Origin of the sequence: Hyphomicrobium sp. (genome assembly GCF_003987855.1) — a bacterium.
Lineage (GTDB): Bacteria > Pseudomonadota > Alphaproteobacteria > Rhizobiales > Hyphomicrobiaceae > Hyphomicrobium_B.
On the sequence record NZ_RXIZ01000008.1, the window covers coordinates 231,709 to 250,056 of the forward strand.

Annotated in this window: 19 protein-coding genes; 6 read left to right on the forward strand and 13 right to left on the reverse strand. The window is 57.7% G+C overall.

Annotated elements, in window-relative coordinates:
- Positions 1 to 594, reverse strand: coding sequence for a hypothetical protein (locus EKK30_RS08310; protein ID WP_290983087.1), 594 nt, complete (start codon positions 592 to 594; stop codon positions 1 to 3).
- A 342-nt stretch (positions 595 to 936) separates the two neighbouring features.
- Between EKK30_RS08310 and ligD (EKK30_RS08315) the strand changes: the two genes are divergently transcribed.
- Together ligD (EKK30_RS08315) and ligD (EKK30_RS08320) are read left to right on the forward strand one after the other, a co-directional pair.
- Positions 937 to 2,613 (forward strand): non-homologous end-joining DNA ligase, encoded by a 1,677-nt coding sequence (gene ligD, locus EKK30_RS08315; RefSeq protein ID WP_290983089.1) that lies wholly within the window; start codon positions 937 to 939, stop codon positions 2,611 to 2,613.
- Positions 2,614 to 2,731: 118 nt separating this feature from the next.
- A complete protein-coding gene (ligD, locus tag EKK30_RS08320) occupies positions 2,732 to 3,685 on the forward strand; it encodes a non-homologous end-joining DNA ligase (protein WP_290983092.1) in 954 nt (317 codons plus the stop codon).
- Positions 3,686 to 3,764: 79 nt separating this feature from the next.
- Here the strand turns inward: ligD (EKK30_RS08320) and EKK30_RS08325 are convergent, their stop codons facing one another.
- Positions 3,765 to 3,959 (reverse strand): hypothetical protein, encoded by a 195-nt coding sequence (locus EKK30_RS08325; RefSeq protein ID WP_290983095.1) that lies wholly within the window; start codon positions 3,957 to 3,959, stop codon positions 3,765 to 3,767.
- Between the two features lie 166 nt (positions 3,960 to 4,125).
- Between EKK30_RS08325 and EKK30_RS08330 the strand changes: the two genes are divergently transcribed.
- Both EKK30_RS08330 and EKK30_RS08335 read left to right on the forward strand, forming a co-directional pair.
- A complete protein-coding gene (locus EKK30_RS08330; RefSeq protein WP_290983097.1) occupies positions 4,126 to 5,241 on the forward strand; it encodes a hypothetical protein in 1,116 nt (371 codons plus the stop codon).
- A gap of 559 nt (positions 5,242 to 5,800) precedes the next feature.
- Positions 5,801 to 6,277, forward strand: a complete 477-nt coding sequence (locus tag EKK30_RS08335) for an NUDIX hydrolase (protein WP_290983100.1) — start codon at positions 5,801 to 5,803, stop codon at positions 6,275 to 6,277.
- 172 nt (positions 6,278 to 6,449) lie between these two features.
- Here the strand turns inward: EKK30_RS08335 and EKK30_RS08340 are convergent, their stop codons facing one another.
- Positions 6,450 to 7,142, reverse strand: coding sequence for a group II truncated hemoglobin (locus tag EKK30_RS08340; protein WP_290983103.1), 693 nt, complete (start codon positions 7,140 to 7,142; stop codon positions 6,450 to 6,452).
- A 34-nt stretch (positions 7,143 to 7,176) separates the two neighbouring features.
- Here EKK30_RS08340 and EKK30_RS08345 point away from each other — a divergent pair, with 34 nt between their 5' ends.
- Both EKK30_RS08345 and EKK30_RS08350 read left to right on the forward strand, forming a co-directional pair.
- Positions 7,177 to 7,428: a hypothetical protein gene (locus EKK30_RS08345; RefSeq protein ID WP_290983106.1), complete on the forward strand. Its 252-nt coding sequence runs from the start codon at positions 7,177 to 7,179 to the stop codon at positions 7,426 to 7,428.
- 369 nt (positions 7,429 to 7,797) lie between these two features.
- Complete coding sequence (locus EKK30_RS08350) at positions 7,798 to 8,718, forward strand: hypothetical protein (RefSeq protein WP_290983109.1); 921 nt, start codon at positions 7,798 to 7,800, stop codon at positions 8,716 to 8,718.
- A 118-nt stretch (positions 8,719 to 8,836) separates the two neighbouring features.
- Here the strand turns inward: EKK30_RS08350 and EKK30_RS08355 are convergent, their stop codons facing one another.
- The 10 genes from EKK30_RS08355 to EKK30_RS08400 all read right to left on the reverse strand — a co-directional run bounded on the left by EKK30_RS08355 (position 8,837) and on the right by EKK30_RS08400 (position 18,343).
- On the reverse strand, positions 8,837 to 9,466 hold the full coding sequence (locus EKK30_RS08355; protein WP_290983112.1) for an NADAR family protein: 630 nt from the start codon (positions 9,464 to 9,466) through the stop codon (positions 8,837 to 8,839).
- A gap of 183 nt (positions 9,467 to 9,649) precedes the next feature.
- Positions 9,650 to 9,988, reverse strand: a complete 339-nt coding sequence (locus EKK30_RS08360; protein ID WP_290983115.1) for a cytochrome c — start codon at positions 9,986 to 9,988, stop codon at positions 9,650 to 9,652.
- Positions 9,989 to 10,006: 18 nt separating this feature from the next.
- On the reverse strand, positions 10,007 to 11,230 hold the full coding sequence (locus tag EKK30_RS08365; protein ID WP_290983118.1) for a hypothetical protein: 1,224 nt from the start codon (positions 11,228 to 11,230) through the stop codon (positions 10,007 to 10,009).
- A gap of 5 nt (positions 11,231 to 11,235) precedes the next feature.
- Positions 11,236 to 12,651, reverse strand: a complete 1,416-nt coding sequence (locus tag EKK30_RS08370; protein WP_290983121.1) for a cytochrome c — start codon at positions 12,649 to 12,651, stop codon at positions 11,236 to 11,238.
- A 499-nt stretch (positions 12,652 to 13,150) separates the two neighbouring features.
- On the reverse strand, positions 13,151 to 13,723 hold the full coding sequence (locus EKK30_RS08375; RefSeq protein WP_290983124.1) for a DUF2244 domain-containing protein: 573 nt from the start codon (positions 13,721 to 13,723) through the stop codon (positions 13,151 to 13,153).
- Positions 13,724 to 13,799: 76 nt separating this feature from the next.
- Entirely contained in the window at positions 13,800 to 14,177 is a 378-nt protein-coding gene (locus EKK30_RS08380; protein WP_290983126.1) for a hypothetical protein, read from the reverse strand.
- 435 nt (positions 14,178 to 14,612) lie between these two features.
- Positions 14,613 to 15,074: an SRPBCC family protein gene (locus EKK30_RS08385; protein ID WP_290983128.1), complete on the reverse strand. Its 462-nt coding sequence runs from the start codon at positions 15,072 to 15,074 to the stop codon at positions 14,613 to 14,615.
- 294 nt (positions 15,075 to 15,368) lie between these two features.
- Positions 15,369 to 15,989 carry a response regulator transcription factor gene (locus EKK30_RS08390; RefSeq protein WP_290983131.1) on the reverse strand — a complete coding sequence of 207 codons (621 nt, stop codon included), beginning with the start codon at positions 15,987 to 15,989 and terminating at the stop codon, positions 15,369 to 15,371.
- Positions 15,986 to 17,344, reverse strand: coding sequence for a histidine kinase (locus tag EKK30_RS08395; protein ID WP_290983134.1), 1,359 nt, complete (start codon positions 17,342 to 17,344; stop codon positions 15,986 to 15,988). The genes EKK30_RS08390 and EKK30_RS08395 overlap by 4 nt, the downstream gene beginning before the upstream one ends.
- Positions 17,345 to 17,362: 18 nt before the next feature.
- Entirely contained in the window at positions 17,363 to 18,343 is a 981-nt protein-coding gene (locus EKK30_RS08400) for a PQQ-dependent catabolism-associated beta-propeller protein (RefSeq protein ID WP_290983137.1), read from the reverse strand.
- Between the last annotated feature and the right edge of the window lie 5 nt (positions 18,344 to 18,348).

Consider the following 18,348-nt stretch of genomic DNA (forward strand, 5'->3'; position numbering starts at 1 on the left):
TCAGTCCGCGCAATCGCGATATCGGCGCCACCAGTACGAACTGCCCGTACGCACCGCTTTCCGGTAGAGCCATCCGCAATCGCCGCCGTAGGCATAATCGTCGTAATAACCGTCATCGTAATAGCCATACCCACCATAGAAGTAGGGATAGCCGCGACGATGGTGGCCATGCCGGCCGCCGTGACCGTGATCTCTTCCTCCTCGGAATGCTTCGCCACGATTCCGACCACCGCGGAATGCCTGGCCACCACGGTCGCCTCGTCCTATTCGGCCGCCGCCATCGCCACGGAATCCGCGTGCGCCGTTGAAGCTGGAGCCACCTCGTGAGGAGTGCGCTCCGAAGCCACCGCCGCCGCCCATCCGGCCACCGCCGACATGTCCGCCGCCACCGCTGAAGCCGCCACCGCCGTGACCACCTCCGCCTCCGCCAAAACCACTCCCTCCGCCCCCGCCGTGGCCACCTCCACCGCCACCACCTCCAGCTACTCCGCCGCCGCCGCCTCCTCCGCCACCGCCGTTAGCCGCGTCGACAGATACGCTGCCGAGCGTCAAAAGCAGCGCCGTTCCCAGCGCCGCCACAGTTTTCAGGTACATCGATGACTCCTTGGTCTCTCCGAGCCGGCTGCCTTCATGGCATCCTTGAACTTAGGTAACTGGTGGGCAAAACGCGCAGTTCCAGTACCAGGGCTCGCACGGGACTTTTGAACTACGCTCGTAGAGGGCCCACAGCCGGAAATCGAAGCAAGGAACCGACCGCCACTCTCGATCATTTGCCTATCAGACGGATGCACCAGCGTACGTCAGGCGCCTTTCAGGGTGTCCGAGGCCGTTCGTGAGCTTCACTGCTCCGAACGGCTTTGCTTTGTCCCAGCTCTACCCGGCAAGCGGCGTTTGGCCTACATTTGATCGAGCGCTCTAGCGTGCGGACCGCATCGCATGACCAAGAAGAAATTGTCGGAATATCGCGCCAAGCGCGACTTCACCAAAACAGCCGAGCCCAGCGGAGCGGCGGCGGTCCGGCCGGCGAAGCAGTTGCGCTTCGTCATCCAGAAACATGCGGCAACACGCTTGCACTACGATTTCCGGCTTGAACTCGATGGCGTGTTCAAATCGTGGGCGGTCACGCGGGGTCCATCGATTGATCCGCACGATAAGCGTCTGGCCGTGGAGGTGGAGGACCATCCGCTCGACTACGGCGACTTCGAAGGCACGATTCCGAAGGGACAATACGGTGGCGGTACGGTGATGCTTTGGGATCGCGGGTTCTGGGCGCCTGTCGGCGACAAGAGCCCCGAGCAGCAACTCCGCGACGGCGAGTTGAAATTCGTGCTCGCTGGCGAGAAACTGGAAGGCAGTTGGGTGCTCGTCAAGATGAAGAACGGCCGCTTCGGCGGAAAGCGCAACAACTGGCTTCTCATCAAGCACAAGGATGAAGGCGCGCACGCCGGCGACGCGGACCACATCCTCTCACTTGATCGCTCGGTAGCTTCGAAGCGAACGATGGAGCAGATCGCTGCAGGCAAAGGCCGCAGCCCTGATCCTTTCATTTTGCAGAAAGGGCGAGGCTCTCGGGCAGATGCTGTCTGGAATTCGTCGGGCCCTGATGACAAGGCCGAACCGGCGGCGGCTAAGAAACCCCTTAAGCGAATGCCGGTGCGCAAAATGGCCAAGTCTTCTACGAGGCGCGCGAGCGAAACGGCTTCGCCCGATGGTTCGACCGTTCTCGGCATTAGGATTAGCCACCCAGAAAAAGAGCTTTGGCCAGCCGTGGACAATGAGCCCGCTGTCAGCAAGCTCGACCTCGCGCATTATCTCGAAACGGTCGGGACATGGATGCTGCCGCACATTAAGGGCCGACCGTGCTCCGTGATCCGCGCTCCCGATGGGATCGGCGGCGAGACGTTCTTCCAACGACATGCGATGCGCGGCATGTCGAAGGAAATCGATCTCGTTCGCGTTTCGGGCGATCGCGAGCCCTACATCGAAGTCAACTCCATCGAGGGCCTCGTAGCTCTCGGCCAGATCGCGTCGCTGGAGTTTCATCCGTGGAATTGCGCGCCCCTCGATCCCAATGTTGCTGGTCGTCTGGTCTTCGATCTCGATCCGGCGCCGGATGTCGAATTCGGCCGCGTCGTTGCCGCCGCCATCGAGTTGCGGGAACGGCTCGACAAGGTCGGCCTCATCTCATTCTGCAAGACCACTGGCGGCAAAGGCATGCACGTGGTGACCCCGCTCAAAACGCGAGGAACAGCTGGCGTCGGATGGGATGATGCCAAAGCGTTCGCTGGAGCGTTGTGCGAGCAAATGGCGAATGACAGCCCGGACGCTTACCTCATCAAAATGACGAAGAAGCTCAGGAAAGGCCGGATCTTCCTCGATTACCTCAGGAACGATCGCATGTCGACGGCGGTGGCGCCGCTATCGCCACGTGCGCGTCCCGGCGCGACGGTGTCGATGCCGCTGACATGGGGACAGGTCAAGCAGGGGCTCGATCCGAAGCGCTTCACATTGCGCAGCGTGCCAGCGCTTCTGAAGAAATCTTCAGCGTGGGAGGATTATTGCGACTCCGAGCGGCCGCTGAAGAGCGCAATCAAAAAGCTGCTCGGATCTTGAGCCCTTGCGCATGAAAGCCCCGGCGACGCGCTCGCGCCCCTCTCTCCGAAAGCCTCGCAGCGCTCCACGGCGATCGATGCCTTCCCCTTCTAAAGTTGAGGGAGCGATACCGGGGAAGATGCCCGGGTTCATCGAACCTTGTCTCGCGACGCTCGTCTCGAAGCCACCAATTGGCGAAGAGTGGGTGCATGAGATCAAGTTCGATGGGTATCGTATCCAGGCTCATATAAACGGGACCCACGTCAAGCTTCTAACCCGCAAGGGGCTCGATTGGACGGCCCGATTTGGCTCGCTACCGAAGCTGCTCGCAGCCTTTCACCCAGGAACCGCGATCATCGACTGCGAGCTTGTCGTTGAGGATTCGGACGGGCGCTCGAGTTTTTCGGAACTGGCCTCGGCGCTGAAGAGCGGTTCTGGCGAGAAGTTCGTTCTGCACTGCTTTGACCTGCTCTACCTCGACGGCTTGAACCTCCTCGGCGCAACGCTGCGGGATCGAAAGCGTCTTCTAGAGAAGCTATTTGCCGGAAGATCGAAAACGCGGCAGATCCGATACAGCGGTCATCTGGCCGCGGACGGTGCACGCATGCTGTCGGACGCGTGCAGTCTCGGCTTGGAAGGCATTATATCGAAGCGGATTGATCGCCCGTACCGGTCCGGGCGGCACGACGACTGGTTGAAATCCAAATGTATCCAGGTCGATGAATTCGTGATCATCGGCTACTTGGTCTCAAGTGCTAGCTCGAATGCAATAGGCGCACTGGTCGTCGGCTACTACGACAAAAAGCGGCTGATCTACGCCGGACGCGTCGGCACGGGGTATACTCAACAAACTGCCGCGGACCTCATGCGCAAGCTGAAGCCGCTCAAGATCGAGACAACCCCATCGCACGGCCCGCTGACAAACCTTCAGCGGCGGGATGTGATTTGGGTGCGCCCTGACCTCGTCGCGCAAATCGAATATCGAGCGTGGACGGGCGACGGACTTCTGCGTCATGCCGCGTTCAAGGGTCTGCGGGAGGACAAGCCCGCGCGGGAAGTTCGGCGGCCGACGACGAAAGTCGTCGAGCGCTGACTCTCGCCATTTCAATAGACGCTCGAAAAGAACTTTTGACCGATGCTTTTGCAGTTCGGAGGATCTAGTTGCTCGCGGTTTACTTCGGTGCGCCAGTCGCTACCCAATCGTAAGGATGGGCCAGCTTCCGACGGTATGCTTCGGCGGCCTCGCGGGTTTCGAAGACCATCGCTTCGTCGCGTGCCTCAGTCCCGTCACCGTCTTGACCGAAATAGATGTCCGGGCGGCCGGCATAGACGACGTCAGGCTTCCGCTCCACAAGCATCCATTTCATTGCTGGTCTCCGTGATGCTCCTGCCGACGTTACCGAAAGAGATTCTATCATGTTGGCAAATTCACTCGTTTATTTGTTGTCAACAGAAATTCAGCCTTCTCGGCCCTATGCTCTTTGACTTAGGCCGCCCCGCGCCTAGTGTTCCTCGTCAGGGGGAAACTTGGCAATGAGCAAGCAGGCAATTTTGCACATCGGAGGCGAGAAAACCGGAACGACCACACTCCAACGATTTCTCACCAATAATGCACGAGCCTTGCGCCGCGCCGGTTACTATTATCCCTCCGAAAAGAACAACATCTGCTTCGATAACAAAGGTCATTTCCCAGTCGCCGGATGCATGCTCGACGCTCCTGTCGAGTTCGTCTCGTCGAAAAAGCGTTCGACACTGCCCTTGGTCTTGCAGTCGTTGAAACGTCTATCCGCCGACTCAGATGACTCGCTGATTTTATCGTGCGAGCACTTCTCCTCTCGCCTCACCGAAGCGAAACAACTTCGAGCGTTGCGCGACGCCATTTCGCGCGATGACATCAAGATCATTTTTTATGCAAGAGAGGCTTCCGAACTGGTTCTGGCTGCTTGGTCCACCTGGGTGAAAGGCGGCGTTAGGGACAAACTCGACCTCGACAGCGTCGTTCCTACCAACCGATACTTCAATCATCTCCTTGTGCTGGATCTTTGGTCGGAGGTTTTCGGTCGCGAGAACCTCATTGTGAGAGAATACAGCCGGGTGAACCTGGTCGAAGGCGACATTCGCCACGACTTCTGCGAGGCTTTGGGAATCAAGCTGAAGAATCCTCGCCTGGATGAGGACGAAAATCGATCGCTCGATGCCCAGCGCCTCGAAGTTTTACGCCACCTCAACGAAATCCTGCCGATGTTCGAAGAATGCGCGAGCGGGTGGGAGCACGCGCAAGATATTCGTCACCTTGTCACGGCGTGCATTCCTGCAGGCGCTCCTCTGACCGCGCTCATGAGCAATGCCGATCGAGCGATGATCAAGGCGCGCTTCGCAGATGCAAACCGCGAGCTGAGCGAACGTTACCTTGGCGGGCAACTATCCAGAAAATGGTTTGCCCCCGATGACGCCTCGACGCCGGACAACCATGCCAGCTCGCGGGAGCAAGCTGAATTGGTCGACGTCTTGCGCGATACGATCGTTCGACTCGCCGAGATAACGCACAGGCATCAGAGCCGACGGCCATCGCGTAAGGTGAAGGCGTGGTGGAGAACGGTACGTCAAAAGTTTAGAAGCGGGACCGCTGGTTATCCCGCGTTTCGCTGAAGCGCGGGCTATTTTGCCGAGGCGGAGAGCCTTCACCTCGGCCTACAGAGTTGCTCGGTGAGCACTCCGGCTGGCGAAGACGACTATTCGCGCCGGTCAGGGAAATCTTCCATCCTCTCGCTTCTTCAGAGGCAAATCAGAAAGGATCGCAAATCGCCTGATGTCCGATAGCTGGCGCGGAGCAGGACAAGTTGAAGGCGATCCTGGCGGGCGTGCCGTAGAAAGTGAACCTCCTTTATCGATCGTTTCAGAAATATTCTGATATCGCGGCCGGGCGCCCTTCCGCAGGACGCGGCGCGAGCAGCCCGCACGAGCCACGGGCGCCAACGGGTCGGATTGCGCGCAGGCGCTTATTAAACTGGCACCGATCATCATTTTCGACGAAGTGACATCCGAACGCGCTTCCGAGACGAAATTTGCTATTCCGACTGGGATACTGGAAAAGACTGAGGGCTGCGCGGTCATCTCGGTTGCTCACCGGGCAATCGCCGGTCCCAGCTATGGGGGGGCATTATCTGGTGAAAGCGGAACGGACTAACGAGGCATTGAAATCGCTGGAATGAGCAAGAAATCTCGATGGCAGCGCCAAGTCGGCGCGCTCCCTATAGATATCGCAAGCAACGGCGAGGCCTACGTCCTGCTGGTAACGTCGCGCGAAACGAAGCGATGGGTGATCCCTAAGGGCTGGCCATCGCGCAAAATGTCGGATTCGAAGGCCGCTGCCCGCGAGGCCGAGCAAGAGGCAGGTGTACTGGGCAAAATCGAACGCAAGCCGATCGGCCGCTACACGTACCGGAAAGTATTGCCCGCAGGGTCTCGTATGATCGAGGTCGACGTCTACCCGCTTTGGGTTAGGAAAGAGCTCAAAAAGTGGTCGGAGCAAAGCGAGCGAACTCGAATCTGGGCCACGTTCGACCAGGCGGCCAAGCTGGTGCGGGAACCTAGTCTTCAACGGCTGTTCTCCAAGATCGCCGACGATCTTCGCAATCATTCAGCCGATGAAATCGCCGAGACGCGGGATCAAGGGTCGAAATAGCTCGACATCCCTATCGACTCTTCGCACCGCTTATTTTTCTGCGCAGACCTTGGAATAAGACTTCGGATCAATCCCAATCATGGCCGGGGTTTTCGTTATTGCCAGTCGTTCATCCCGCACATGTCCCGCGAACATGACGGCGTGCCCATGACGGGCTGAGCGCGTGCGGAGCCTATTGGGCCTTATTGACCAACACGGTTGCAACGCGAGTGAAATAGCGGATCAATTCGCTCTTTACTTCGGGCGCAAATCCCACGCGATCAATCGCGATTGTCATGCACTCCAACCAAGTGTCGCGCGCATGTGGAGTGATCTCGACGTGTTCGTGCATCTTGCGCACATCGGAATGACCGTACCGTTCAACATAGAGACGCGGGCCACCCAAAAATCCCGATAGAAATCGAAACTGTTCCAGACGGGCGTGCTCTAAACCGTGACCGCGCAGGTGCAAAAGGTGGAGTATTTCTCCGGGCCGGTCGTGCTCCACAATATCGTAGAATGCCTCCACAAGGGCCCGAACGCCCTTCTCTCCTCCGATTCGATCGTAAAGAGATTGCGGAGCTTTGAAGCGCACCCCGATCTCGGTTTTAGGTTCTGCCACGAAAGGGTTGGCTCCACTACGAAATAGGCTTCGAGCGACGCGCACACGCAGCCCGGCAGCGCCAGCGTGAACACGATTGTCCCGCATGTATCGAGTCCAAGAGAGATTGTCTCTCGCGGACTTCTGTTCTCGAACAAACATTCTCATTTTGGCGCGCGGTTCAGGAAAGATCAACAGCCCGCGATCTGTTATATCGTGATGCGATGCAATATCACATTTCACATCTAAATGCGTTTTTGCGGGAACGCGCGGTTTCGTCTCCATGTTTCTCGATGAGGAAAGCAAAGGAGATGTCGTGATGGCATACCAGACAGACCCCCAAACCGGCCGCAGAATTGAGAGACGCGTGCCAACAGCGCCCGAAAGCCGGGCTGGCACGTGGTTTGGATTGATCGTCATGATCGTATTGGCGGCGGGCGCAGCGCTGTGGGCGCTTGGTTACTTGCCGTCCTTGCAGCAGACGTCCACTGGCGCCCCGCCGGTAACGTCGTCGGCAGACAGCAACGCCAGCAACGTTCATCCGGCGCCTTCGCCGAATCCTGGACCCTAACTGGTAGTTAGAACGGCCGATGGAAGGGCGCGTCGCCGTCGTCAGGAGCGCACGCGCCATTTCGCGTCAGCGTGTACGTCCGCGGCTGTTGGCGATCTCAGTTGACATCGCCAGCGAGCGTCGCCAGTCCTCGGCGCATTCGCGGCCCATCTTCGCGTGCATTCATCGCAGGTCGGCACAGTCCGGGTCATGGCCCGTTGCCCCACGTTCTGGCCGGTTCTTCTGCCGACTTCACGCGCCACGGGCGACGCTTCGACAGGTCACACTGCAGACGGTGGGCGAGCGGCTGGTCTCCTTCACTGGTAGCGTTGACTCATGCAAAAAACTAGTCGACCACTGGCGCGCGCAATTTGGCGAGAGATCGACGATATGTTTGCAAAAATCTTTCATGCGACCGAACAGTCTCCCCTCACAGCCGAAGGCTGCAGTCCAGCGGATGTTGATCTTCTTCGGAAATTTCAGGTCGATAGCAAGCCAACGCCGGGCTTTGTCACAGATTTCGTCGGCTCCAAAACCGATGTGAGGTTTGGAACTCATATGACAAATTTGGCTGGAGCCGTCGAACGCAAATTGCCATTGCCCGGCAGCTTCCACGCCGATGCTATCGAATGGGTTGGAGTTCTCAGGGCGGTCGAAGATGCCACGAACGAAACATTCGTTATGGCGGAGATCGGTGCGGGCTATGGGCCATGGATTGCGTCCGCGTGGAAAGCGCTCTGCAAAAAAGTGTCTAACCCTAAGTTCCGGGCAGTAGCGGTTGAAGCTGATACGCAACATTGTGACTGGATTCGCCGACACGCAGAAGCCAATCAGATAGCGAAAGAAAACTTGAAGATCATAGAGGCCGCCGCCACCGTCGACGGTCGCCCTGTATTCTTCCCAATCATTGATCCCGCAGCAGACTGGGGGGCAGCCGCCTCGGAGACAGCGGAAAAAACCGACTACAGGGGATTCCAACTCGATCACAGACCCGTCGCCGGGATATCGCTCACGGATGCGCTGAACTCGCACGAAAGATACGACCTGGTTCACGTCGACATTCAGGGTAGTGAGCTGTCTGTGATTCCGGCATCGCTCGATTGCCTGAACGCAAAGGTGCAAAGACTAGTTATCGGTACTCATTCGCGAAAAATTGAGGGCGATCTACTTACAAGTCTCTCCGCGGTGGGTTGGATACTGGAGAACGAAAAGCCGTGCCAATTTGCTTTCAATGGATCCGGCGAGCCTATTACGGAACGCCATGTAAGGATCGATGGAACGCAAGTGTGGCGCAATAGTCGGGTCGTTTAATTTTCACCAACACCTCTGGCGGGCGGCTTTTGTGGAGCGGCGGTCGTCTTGAAAATCCAGAAACGTGCGGATGAGGTGCTCAATCTTTCTTGTGGCCAGCGGCGGCATTCTTAGACGCTTATTTCATTCTTAGCTCACGTCGGATTCTCGTCCAGACGGCGGCCATAACTACGCCGGGGATGGTCTTGCTGTCGCGCCGCACGACGTGAAGCAACGGGCGTTCACCTGTTGCCAAGAGCGCGTCCTGCGCCAGAGCATTCTGTTCGAACTTCGCCCGGCATGCACGCTCCATCAGGTGCCAATGGGCCCAGGTCCCGACCACAACCTCATCCCCTTTATACATTATTGTTGCCCCATAGGCCCGCCGTCTGCCTTCCCGCAACGCCGTCACACCGTCGTACTTCGCAAGGCGCGCTCTCTCGAGATCTGAATCGAATTTTAGTCCCTGCCAGAATGCCTCGACAGAGGCGTAGTACTGCCCATCGAGTTCAAACGGCGTCGGCGCCAAATTGCTTATCAAGCGCGCAATGGGATTGGCCGAGTCGCTCACGATATTAATAGGCTCGCGGCAGGCATCGACCTTTGCACCGAGATTATAGAGCGTGATCGCACCATGGCCTCTGTCTCCGCCGGGCATCACGTTAAGAACGTGGTCGAGGTGCGCGGTATGCCAGCCGGTCAACGCTTGCTTCTCTTCATCGCTCTCGGGAAGGAGCACAATAACGCTTTCTTTGAACAGCACTTTCATCGCCATCCTCTTCCGCGCCGCAGGTAAGCCCTTGAAGCGAGCTTACATCCCATTTGCAGACGTCGCGACCTTGGGCAGGGCCGCAATAATTCAAGGATAGTGCGAGGTCCGCTATCCTATGAGCGGCCGACTTTGCTTTCCAATGACCGAGGCGCCGCCGATGACGACGCCTCGGACATGCTGTTATTTCTGGGCCGTCGTAGCCGGACTGAGGGAGTTCCAGAACGCAGACAGGTTGTCGATGTCGGCATCGCTCAGCGGCTTCGCCATTTCCGCCATCGTCGGATTTGTCCGCTCTGTTCCGGCACGATAGGCCTTCAACGCCGAGACGATATAGTCGCGATCCTGGCCGGCAAGATTTGGCACGCCCGGGATTTCGCTTTTACCTCGCTCTCCGTGACAGGCCATACAGACCTCCGCGCGCTTCCGACCGGCAGCTATGTCCGCAGCATTGGTAGGCGCGCTGATTTGAGTGATCGTGAAAGCGGCCGCCGTTACGGCCCACCATTTGATATGGATCATATTAGGTTTCTCCGAAAGCTAAGCGAGGAAGGCATTGCGAAGCCAAATGGCGACGCCGTAGACGAAAAACACGCCGATCCAGACGACGAGGACGGCAACGGCTGCGGAGCCAAGACGAGAAACTCCAGGGCTCGCCGTGTAGGTGCCTTCGACGCGGCCCGCGCGGTAAAGCAGCGTCAGATAGTACCCGCCAACGAGACCGCCGACGCCAAGGATGGTTGAGAAAAACAGCACCGTTGATGGCAAGTCGGCGTGGATCTTGTAGGCGTCCGCCACGTATCCGAATGGCTTCAGGTAGGCGATACGGATAAGCTCGCGCCAAATCGCGAGGAGCGCGATCATCGCCGCGCCAAGGCTGAGCAAGATGTAGCCATGCAGTCGCAGAATTCTCTGCGAAGCCAACCACCCGAGCATCGCAAAACCTAGGGGTATGGCCCAGCCCAACGGCTCAGACCTGAGCCCTGTCGAGGCGGGGAGGTCGAATTGCCACCAAAGAGCCAGCGACGCCGAGATGATGCCACCGCCGGCGGCGATCTTACGACCGAGATTGCGCGAGAACTCGAGGTATTCGCGTGTCTTATCTTTGCGCACCGACAGATAATCTGCGTAGGCCAGCAGATAAAGGCCGATCGCTGGCGCCGACAGGCTCATGATGAAGAGGTAGCGCGGCCACTCTATCGCGTGAAGTGTCGTGCCGCTGTTATCGACGATACCTCCTGGCGCGTACCACGACATCCACTTGTCAGGCTGGATCGCCTGGTAGGTGAGAACGTGCATGATCAAACCGTCGAGCGCGAAAAGCACGAGGCTCATGACGGCGTAGATGCCGACATAACGCTTCGCTCCCTCGTGGTTCGCCTCATAGAAGACGAACCAGAGGCAATAGCCGACGATCAGCGTAAAGATAAATCCGATCGCCCATGCCGCAGAGAGCACGTTGGATGTGTACCACTGCGGATCGTAGATGACCTGCGTGAAGAGTAAGGGAGCCACGCCAAGGACAATCAGTAGCGAGACTCCCACTTTCGCGACCTTCGTCATCGCAAGAGAGAGTTGCTCCCAGAACGGTCCCGCTTCGCGTTTATAAAACGCATAGACGGCAAGCACGCCCGAACCGAGCGTCAGAAATACGAATGCGATATGGAAGACCCACGTCACGACGGCGAGGACTTGGAACACGAGCGGAGGCGCGGGAACGCCTGCCGGATCGCGCATGGTATTGAGAACGGTTCCGACATCCATGTCTGCTATTCCTTCTTGGTCTCGGAATTGGGGTTGGCTTCTGCAATTGGCGTGGCGTCCTGCTTCAAGGGACCCGCCTTGCCATTCACCGTCGCGATGTAATGGGCGATGGCACCGATCTCGTCGTCCGGAAGATCAATGCGCGGCATGTATGCAACGCTGCCGTGCCTGAGAGGCCCCTTGAGGAAGGCGGCTATCAAATCTTCATCTGTTGAGCGACGGAACTTGTCGGGAAGGCTGCGAAGAGGCGCGCCGGGATTGAGCGAATGGCAATTCGAGCACGCGATCTTGGCAAGGAGTTCGCCAACTTCCAGCTTATTCTCAGACGTGATCGTCCGCAGCCGATCCGGTATAAAGGGGTGCAGCTTGAGCAGTCCCTTGTCGGCAATGGTGTCGACCTCACCGACAATGCCTTTGCCGGGGACGTCGCGTGCGATGACCTGATTTCCGTAGATGTATTGGCCGGCGACATAGGGCTTGCGCATGCTTTCGCGCATGCGCTCTTCGGGCCAGACCCCGACGATGGCGATAAACAGGAAGAGCGGGACCGCTACCCACAGCCGTATCATCTGGGGCCATAGCATCGCTGAGATCAAATAGATGGCCGTGACGGCCGCAACGGCGATCATACCTTCCGCGTAAATAGGGAGAAGATGCGCCTCCAACATGACGTGCGCATTCTTCGGGAGCGTCTGCAGGTAGTAGAGGAACATGATGACGGAGAAGAGCCCGCCGACTAGCCCCACCGGTGCGATGAGCCGAACGACACTTGCCTTAAGCGCTTCGTCTTTCATGCCGGGCACGACGAGCAAGCCGACGACCGCAGCCATGACAAGCATCGACCCCGTTCGAACGCCGAGATGGGCAAAGAAGTTGATGTTGTAAAACGCATCGCTCGTCGAGCCGGTCTCGTACCAGGACTCGCTTCCCGGCCACATCATGAACGACAGGATGCCGACGATCAGAAGCATCGTCGCCCATGAGGCGAGCGCGAAAGACCACGTCAGTTTGAGATGCGAAAGCGGATCGATTTTGCCGACGAGATAGACGAGAGCATAAACGCCGATCACCTCGACGGTGAAGTAGACCCATTCGGCAGCCCATACCCAAACGAAATTATGGATAAGGCCGCTGACGCCGCGCGGGCTCGCGACCGTGATTGCGTACCAGATACCAGGACCGGTAATCGATCCGATGATGTAGGAGAAGACGAGGAGAAACAGGCCGTAGCGCTTGATGAAATCGAGCAGTTGCGGTTGGTTGTCCCGGTAAGCTTTCGTTTCGAGCAGCGCGAAGAGAAAGGCTGCGCCGACCGAAGTATGGGACGCAACGACGTGAATGACGCCGATGATTCCCATGACCCATGCCGTGCCGATGTAGGGCACGTAGAACGTCGGATACATGCCGAGCATGTTGTCCATGAGCGGTTTCCTAATTTTTTTGTCAGGTTTGGTCATCTGCTCGCGTTCAAGCCGAGCCGAATGGCTCGCCGAGCGGCATATGACGCGTGAATCTTTCGAAGGCTCAGACTGTCGGCGGTCCGCGAGCACCAAGCGAGGCTAGGTTTGCCGCCGGCCCGACGCTCGAAATATATTGGTGGGCTATTCGCTCGCCGGGGTTGGCGAGAACGCTTGGATTGCTTTCACATGGCGCTGGCAATCCCGGCGCTCCAATCAATCTGCAAGCGTCGCAGACACCTTTATGAGCGCCTTTCTGCCCCGCTCCCTTAGACGGCGACCAGCAGATGACCGGAATGGTGCCATCGGGCAGGGCGAAGGCTGCGAGGTCGATTGGCGCTGGAACGAATTGCGGCTTGTGAGCAGCACCTATCAGCGCGCTCGCCAGCGCATAAAGCGCTAGCAGAAATGCCCGAAAAGCTGTCGCTGGCCGCAATTTCATTTTACCCGCTCTGTCGCTGCCTTATGGCGCGTAGGGACCTTGGGTGAAGATCGCCCAGCTCATGGCGGTCTCCGTGACGAGCGATACCGAGTAAGGACGCAACGCTTGCCACAAAGCGTCGGCAAAAGTTTCTCGTTCGGAAGGTGAGAGATCGCGCGCGATTTCCTCACGCTTGCCCCTCACCGACAGAAAAAGCTGCCGGCATCCAAAGTCCGGATCGTCAGCTTTGATGAGCTTTGAGCCAAAGCAAGCGATTTCGATTTCGCGGACAGGCCTTCTGAAGGCCGAGCGCCGAATTTTGAGAATGCCGTCCTTGATGACGATCTCTTCCCTACGCTCGCGCTGGCAGCACCGGAACGCATGAAGCGCGAGTAGAACGCCGGAGAGATCGAGCAGCGAGAATACCGTGACCGGCCAATAACCCCGCAAAAGAAATGGCAGTTGAACAATGCCGACCGCCGCGCCGAGCACGGCGTAGAGGACATTCGCGCCCCGATCACTCAAGCTTTGGTACGGCGTTATGACGAATGACGTGCTTAGCTGTGCGCAAGCCGCTGTGGCTTGCGCCTGTGCAATTGCACATGGCGAAGACATGATTGCCCCACGTTGCTGAATCCAACCCAAAACGGCGCGAAGGAACGGCGTTCCATCACGTCCATCGACTTCGGGATCAAGTTTCGAGTTGAGGGGGAGCGCGCGAGCGGAAACTTAGCGGACGATCCGATCCCACGTGAGCGCGGTAGTCGTCCGGCCGTGCCTCGGCGAGAATTTTACCGGGCAGTTCTGACGGTGGCTCGTGATCGGATAGAAGTCCAGGCGCGGCGCTTATTAGGCACGCATCGCATAAGGCACATACGTGCTTACCAGCGGGGCCATTCTTACCCCCGCAGATGAAGGGCAGCGAGCCGTCGGGAAGCGCGTAGGCCGAAAGGTCGACACTCGAGGCGATAGTGATTGGCTTATGCGCAAAGCCAAAAGTCGCCGCCGACAGCACATAAAGTGCCAGCAGGAAATCTCGGACCACGATGTTACGGCGCAATTGACGCATGTCGGGACGATCACTAGGCAACGGGAACTAAGTCAATTCGTTCAATCGTCGCAACGAACTGCTCCGTCTCCGAAAGTTTCCCGCAGAACCGGTCGATCAGCGTGTTGTCTTTGACCGAAATCGCGCGACCGCAGCGGGCGTCACCTCAGGCATAGATATGGGGTTGTCGCTTGTAGCCAAGCTTCGTGACCAGACATATGCCGAATCTCTTCAGCTCATAGCCGAATACGCGCCAGAGCCACCTTTCAATGCCGGATCACCCCACACGGCTTGGAAAGCCGAGGTCGATATGATGCTGGCGATGATCGCACCATTCGCCAGCAAGGCAAAAGACATAGCTAGACAATCTAGGTGAATGCCAATTGGACTAAGAGACGCCTCTTACGTGGGCGTAGAGGGACGATCCGCATCTATAGATTGAACGGTATCCGGAATTTATTGAGAGCTTGCTCGCGCGGGCGTAATTTTCAGATTCAGGTCCGATAGCTTCGAGCTAATGCTAGCCATACCCTCGCGCAGAACGCCGTCGATTGCGGCTCGCGCTTCGCTGTCTGATTTGCCGTCGGCTGCATCGTAGGAAGCTGACCATATAATATCGAGTTCTTCCCCCTTCGATGCGATGGAGAATGCCGCGTGGTAGTTCTTTACCGGCAAGAGACTATCTACGATGGCGTAGTCGTAGCTCAGAGGTGTGGAACTCAGTAGCCGCTCTTTTATCTTGCTGCCATCTTTGAGCGAGAGCGTCCGAAAGGTCGCGCCGCCCTCTTTGCCTTCCGTGCATGAGAGCACCTCGGGGTGCCACTCAGCGATCTCACAGAACGGTCCGAACCGCTGCCACAATATTTTTGATTGCTGATCGATATCCTGTCGCCCAACTTTCAATTGGAGCGTTTCCATCGATGAAAGACCCGCGGCGAGAGCTAAGCTGCTCGCCGAGCCCATAAGCAACAACAACAAGATCGCACGCTGGAGGTGTTTCATCTATTGATTAGGAGAGGATCGCTTTTTTTGACTTGCTCGCGCGTGTTCGAAAAAAATGCGGCGGATGGTATGAACCCAGGAGGATCGTGCGTTCGCACCACCCTACCGCAAGCGTGGCATGCCGACAGTACGGGCCGGCTATTCGCGGCACCACGGGACGACTTCCCGATGTTGAGCTTCCCGCTTCCCATTGCGAGCTAAGTGAAGCGTTCAGGTCTTCCTCATTTCGAGCGCCATGCGAATAAGATCGGCGGTTCGCTCTACGGCAAGCTTTGACTTCATCAAACTGCACGCATTGGCCACCGTTTTGTAGGCCACACCAAGCGTGGATGCGATTGCTGAAAGGCTTTTGCCTTCTCCGAGGAGCCTTAGGATCTCGATTTCACGCATCGTCAGTCGCTCGAGAAGATCGCCGCCACCCGAAAATTGTTTCATGGCGAGATCGGTCGCTATCTCGCGCTCGACGTAGCGTTTCCCCTCTCCCACCCGAAGAACCGCGGCAATGAGTTCCTCTGCCGATGCCGCCTTGGAAATGTAGCCGCGAGCTCCAGCTTGCAGAGCGCGGGCAGCATAAATCGCCTCCGCATGCATGCTGAGCATCAGCACTTTCGAATTTGGATTTTCGATAAGGAAACGCTTGAGTAACTCGAGACCGCTCGAGCCAGCAAGGCTGATATCGAGAACGACGACGTCAGGATTTTGCTGCCGAAAGACCGTGAGAGCCTGATAGCTCGTCGCTGCTTCGTGAATATCGGCGCCCGGGATGGCGGAAAGCAGGCGCCTTACGCCTTCCCGCACCAGCACGTGATCATCTACCAGGAGTATTCTCATAGGGACACCGAACCGGCATGGGAGCCGGCCAAAGAATGATGCTGCTCAGTCGCTTTTCCAAATCGCGCTTCCACGATGGTTCCCCGCCCGTCGGGACGATTCCTGACATTGAAGCGGCCTCTCTTAGCCATTACTCGCTCTCGCATACCGGTAAGACCATGGCCCGCACGGCTTGATTTGAGTCCGCCGCCGTCGTCGACTACGTGAACGCTTAAGCCGCTATCATCGAACTTAACGGCGGCATCGATGGTCGTTGTCTTCCCATGTCGCACGGCGTTGCTAATGCTCTCCTGGACAATGCGGTAGACGACGGAGTCGAGCTCAACCCCGACGCCACCTTCCGGAATGGTCGTCGTGATTTCGAGACCGGGTTTGCGGGCGGTCCAAAATTCAACGAGCCTTTGAACGGCTGCTTCGAGGCCAAGGTCTTCGACCGTCCCTGTTCGCAGCCGCCCAAGGATTTGGAGAACGCGCCTTTGGCTCAGCCCCACAGCTTCGCGAATGGATTCCAACCTATCGGCGGCATCTCCAAGTTGATTGTCGCCTAACGAATTTTGAACGGCCGCCGCATCTAGGCCGACCGAAAATAAAAGCGGTCCGATCTCGTCGTGAAGGTCGCGTGCCAGTTCGGCCCGCTCTTCTTCCTGCACGCTTGAGAGCTGCTCCTCGAGCAAAGTCTTCGCAGCTTCAGCTTGCTCGAGCTTGGCCGCCATATGGTTGAATACGCTGGTCACGGCCCGGATATCGCGAGCTCCGCGTTCTTCGACGCGAGTGCTGAAATCCCCCTCTGCCCCACGCAACAGCGCGTCGCCTAATTGTTCGAGCGGCTTCAACTCCCGGCCGACTGTCCAGTAGATGAGCGCACTTACCAATGCCGCCAGAAGCCCTACGAGCAACAGGCTGTTGCCAACATCCTCCCACACTTCCTGCACTTCGTTGCGTGGATCGGTCTCAATAAGAAAGGCCGAATAGCCGTGAATTTCAGGAGGCAATTTTACGTGTGCAGATTCGGTGGAACCTGCCAGAAGATTGTAGAACCACTCCGGCGCCGGCTCGCTCGGCGTTTCTATGTGGGACTGAACCGCGCGCTCGCCGCCCTTATCCACGATTGAGACTTTGAGGTGGCGCGCACTATTGAACTGCTCGATGATCCCAATCAAAGCGTGATACGGGTTGGGCGAGCCGTTTAAGCCGTTGACGCCATCTTCCAGTATTTGCTCTCCCACCACGAACGCAGAGTGCAGTTCCGTCTCGATCTTGGCCGCCGCCCTCCAGTAGGTCGTCAGAGCGCCGACGATTACGCTGAGAAACAGAACGAGGGCGACATTGATGAGAAGGCGTTGTCTAAGCGACATGGGAATGATCCGAGGTGCTCACGGCTTTATGACCAATCCCCAAGGCAACCGCCCTACGGGAACGGATTTCTCCGCCTTTTCGGAAGCGACATCAATGACGGTGACATCATTCGACAGACCGTTAGCGGTGAAGAGTTTCGAGCGGTCTGCATTAAAGTCCATGTGCCAAGGACGCTGACCGACGAGAATGTAGTTTGTCGTTTCATAAGTCCCGGTATCGACCACCGCGACACGGTTCGCGCGCCCCAAGGCCACAAAAGCTTTCTTTCCATCCGCAGAAAACTGCACGCCCATCGGCTGAATGAGCTCGGATCGCACCCCTGGAATATTGAAAGTCAGACGCCTTTTTATCTTCCGTGCCGACGCATCAATAACCGATACGCTCCCGCCGACTTCAGCGGTAACCCATACCTCTCTGCCATCGGGGCTGTAACGCGCCACCCGCGGCCGCGTGTCGACGAGGACGTTGGCAACAACCTTCATCGACTTGATGTCGATGAAGTGGGCCATGCTCGTCGATTCAGATGTGGCGACCACGATGGAATCGTCGGGCGACACCGCCATGCCCTCGGGTTCTACCCCGATCTGAATTTCGCCCCGCACCGAGCCGTCAGCCGCATTGATAACGGTGACCATGCCATCATCTTCGTTGGCGATGTAAATGAACTTCCCCGCATGGTCGATATCGAGCAGCTCGGGATCCGGCCCCGCGGTTTCATGCGTGCTCGTGATCTGGAATGTCGTCGTGTCCATCACGTCCAACCGATTGTCGTCGCCCGCGCAGATGAAGAGCGTCTTACGATCGGGGGACAAGACCATGCCACGTGGTCGTTTGCCGACCGGCACGGTCTTGACAACCCTGAGAGCGTCAATGTCCAGGACCGTGATTGTGTTGTCTTTCTCATTGCTGATGAAAGCGATGCCGGCAGAGGCTTGCCCGCTCAACAGAGCGGTTAAAGAAGCGGACAATGCGGTCGCGACCACAGCGAGTTTCTTCATGTTGC

Excerpts from the sequence above, each read along its gene's own strand:
- EKK30_RS08310 (WP_290983087.1), bottom strand. The coding sequence starts at position 594 with ATGTACCTGAAAACTGTGGCGGCGCTGGGAACGGCGCTGCTTTTGACG.
- ligD (WP_290983089.1), top strand. The coding sequence starts at position 937 with ATGACCAAGAAGAAATTGTCGGAATATCGCGCCAAGCGCGACTTCACC.
- ligD (WP_290983092.1), top strand. The coding sequence starts at position 2,732 with ATGCCCGGGTTCATCGAACCTTGTCTCGCGACGCTCGTCTCGAAGCCA.
- EKK30_RS08325 (WP_290983095.1), bottom strand. The coding sequence starts at position 3,959 with ATGAAATGGATGCTTGTGGAGCGGAAGCCTGACGTCGTCTATGCCGGC.
- EKK30_RS08330 (WP_290983097.1), top strand. The coding sequence starts at position 4,126 with ATGAGCAAGCAGGCAATTTTGCACATCGGAGGCGAGAAAACCGGAACG.
- EKK30_RS08335 (WP_290983100.1), top strand. The coding sequence starts at position 5,801 with ATGAGCAAGAAATCTCGATGGCAGCGCCAAGTCGGCGCGCTCCCTATA.
- EKK30_RS08340 (WP_290983103.1), bottom strand. The coding sequence starts at position 7,142 with ATGGAGACGAAACCGCGCGTTCCCGCAAAAACGCATTTAGATGTGAAA.
- EKK30_RS08345 (WP_290983106.1), top strand. The coding sequence starts at position 7,177 with ATGGCATACCAGACAGACCCCCAAACCGGCCGCAGAATTGAGAGACGC.
- EKK30_RS08350 (WP_290983109.1), top strand. The coding sequence starts at position 7,798 with ATGTTTGCAAAAATCTTTCATGCGACCGAACAGTCTCCCCTCACAGCC.
- EKK30_RS08355 (WP_290983112.1), bottom strand. The coding sequence starts at position 9,466 with ATGAAAGTGCTGTTCAAAGAAAGCGTTATTGTGCTCCTTCCCGAGAGC.
- EKK30_RS08360 (WP_290983115.1), bottom strand. The coding sequence starts at position 9,988 with ATGATCCATATCAAATGGTGGGCCGTAACGGCGGCCGCTTTCACGATC.
- EKK30_RS08365 (WP_290983118.1), bottom strand. The coding sequence starts at position 11,230 with ATGGATGTCGGAACCGTTCTCAATACCATGCGCGATCCGGCAGGCGTT.
- EKK30_RS08370 (WP_290983121.1), bottom strand. The coding sequence starts at position 12,651 with ATGGACAACATGCTCGGCATGTATCCGACGTTCTACGTGCCCTACATC.
- EKK30_RS08375 (WP_290983124.1), bottom strand. The coding sequence starts at position 13,723 with ATGTCTTCGCCATGTGCAATTGCACAGGCGCAAGCCACAGCGGCTTGC.
- EKK30_RS08380 (WP_290983126.1), bottom strand. The coding sequence starts at position 14,177 with ATGCGTCAATTGCGCCGTAACATCGTGGTCCGAGATTTCCTGCTGGCA.
- EKK30_RS08385 (WP_290983128.1), bottom strand. The coding sequence starts at position 15,074 with ATGGAAACGCTCCAATTGAAAGTTGGGCGACAGGATATCGATCAGCAA.
- EKK30_RS08390 (WP_290983131.1), bottom strand. The coding sequence starts at position 15,989 with ATGAGAATACTCCTGGTAGATGATCACGTGCTGGTGCGGGAAGGCGTA.
- EKK30_RS08395 (WP_290983134.1), bottom strand. The coding sequence starts at position 17,344 with ATGTCGCTTAGACAACGCCTTCTCATCAATGTCGCCCTCGTTCTGTTT.
- EKK30_RS08400 (WP_290983137.1), bottom strand. The coding sequence starts at position 18,343 with ATGAAGAAACTCGCTGTGGTCGCGACCGCATTGTCCGCTTCTTTAACC.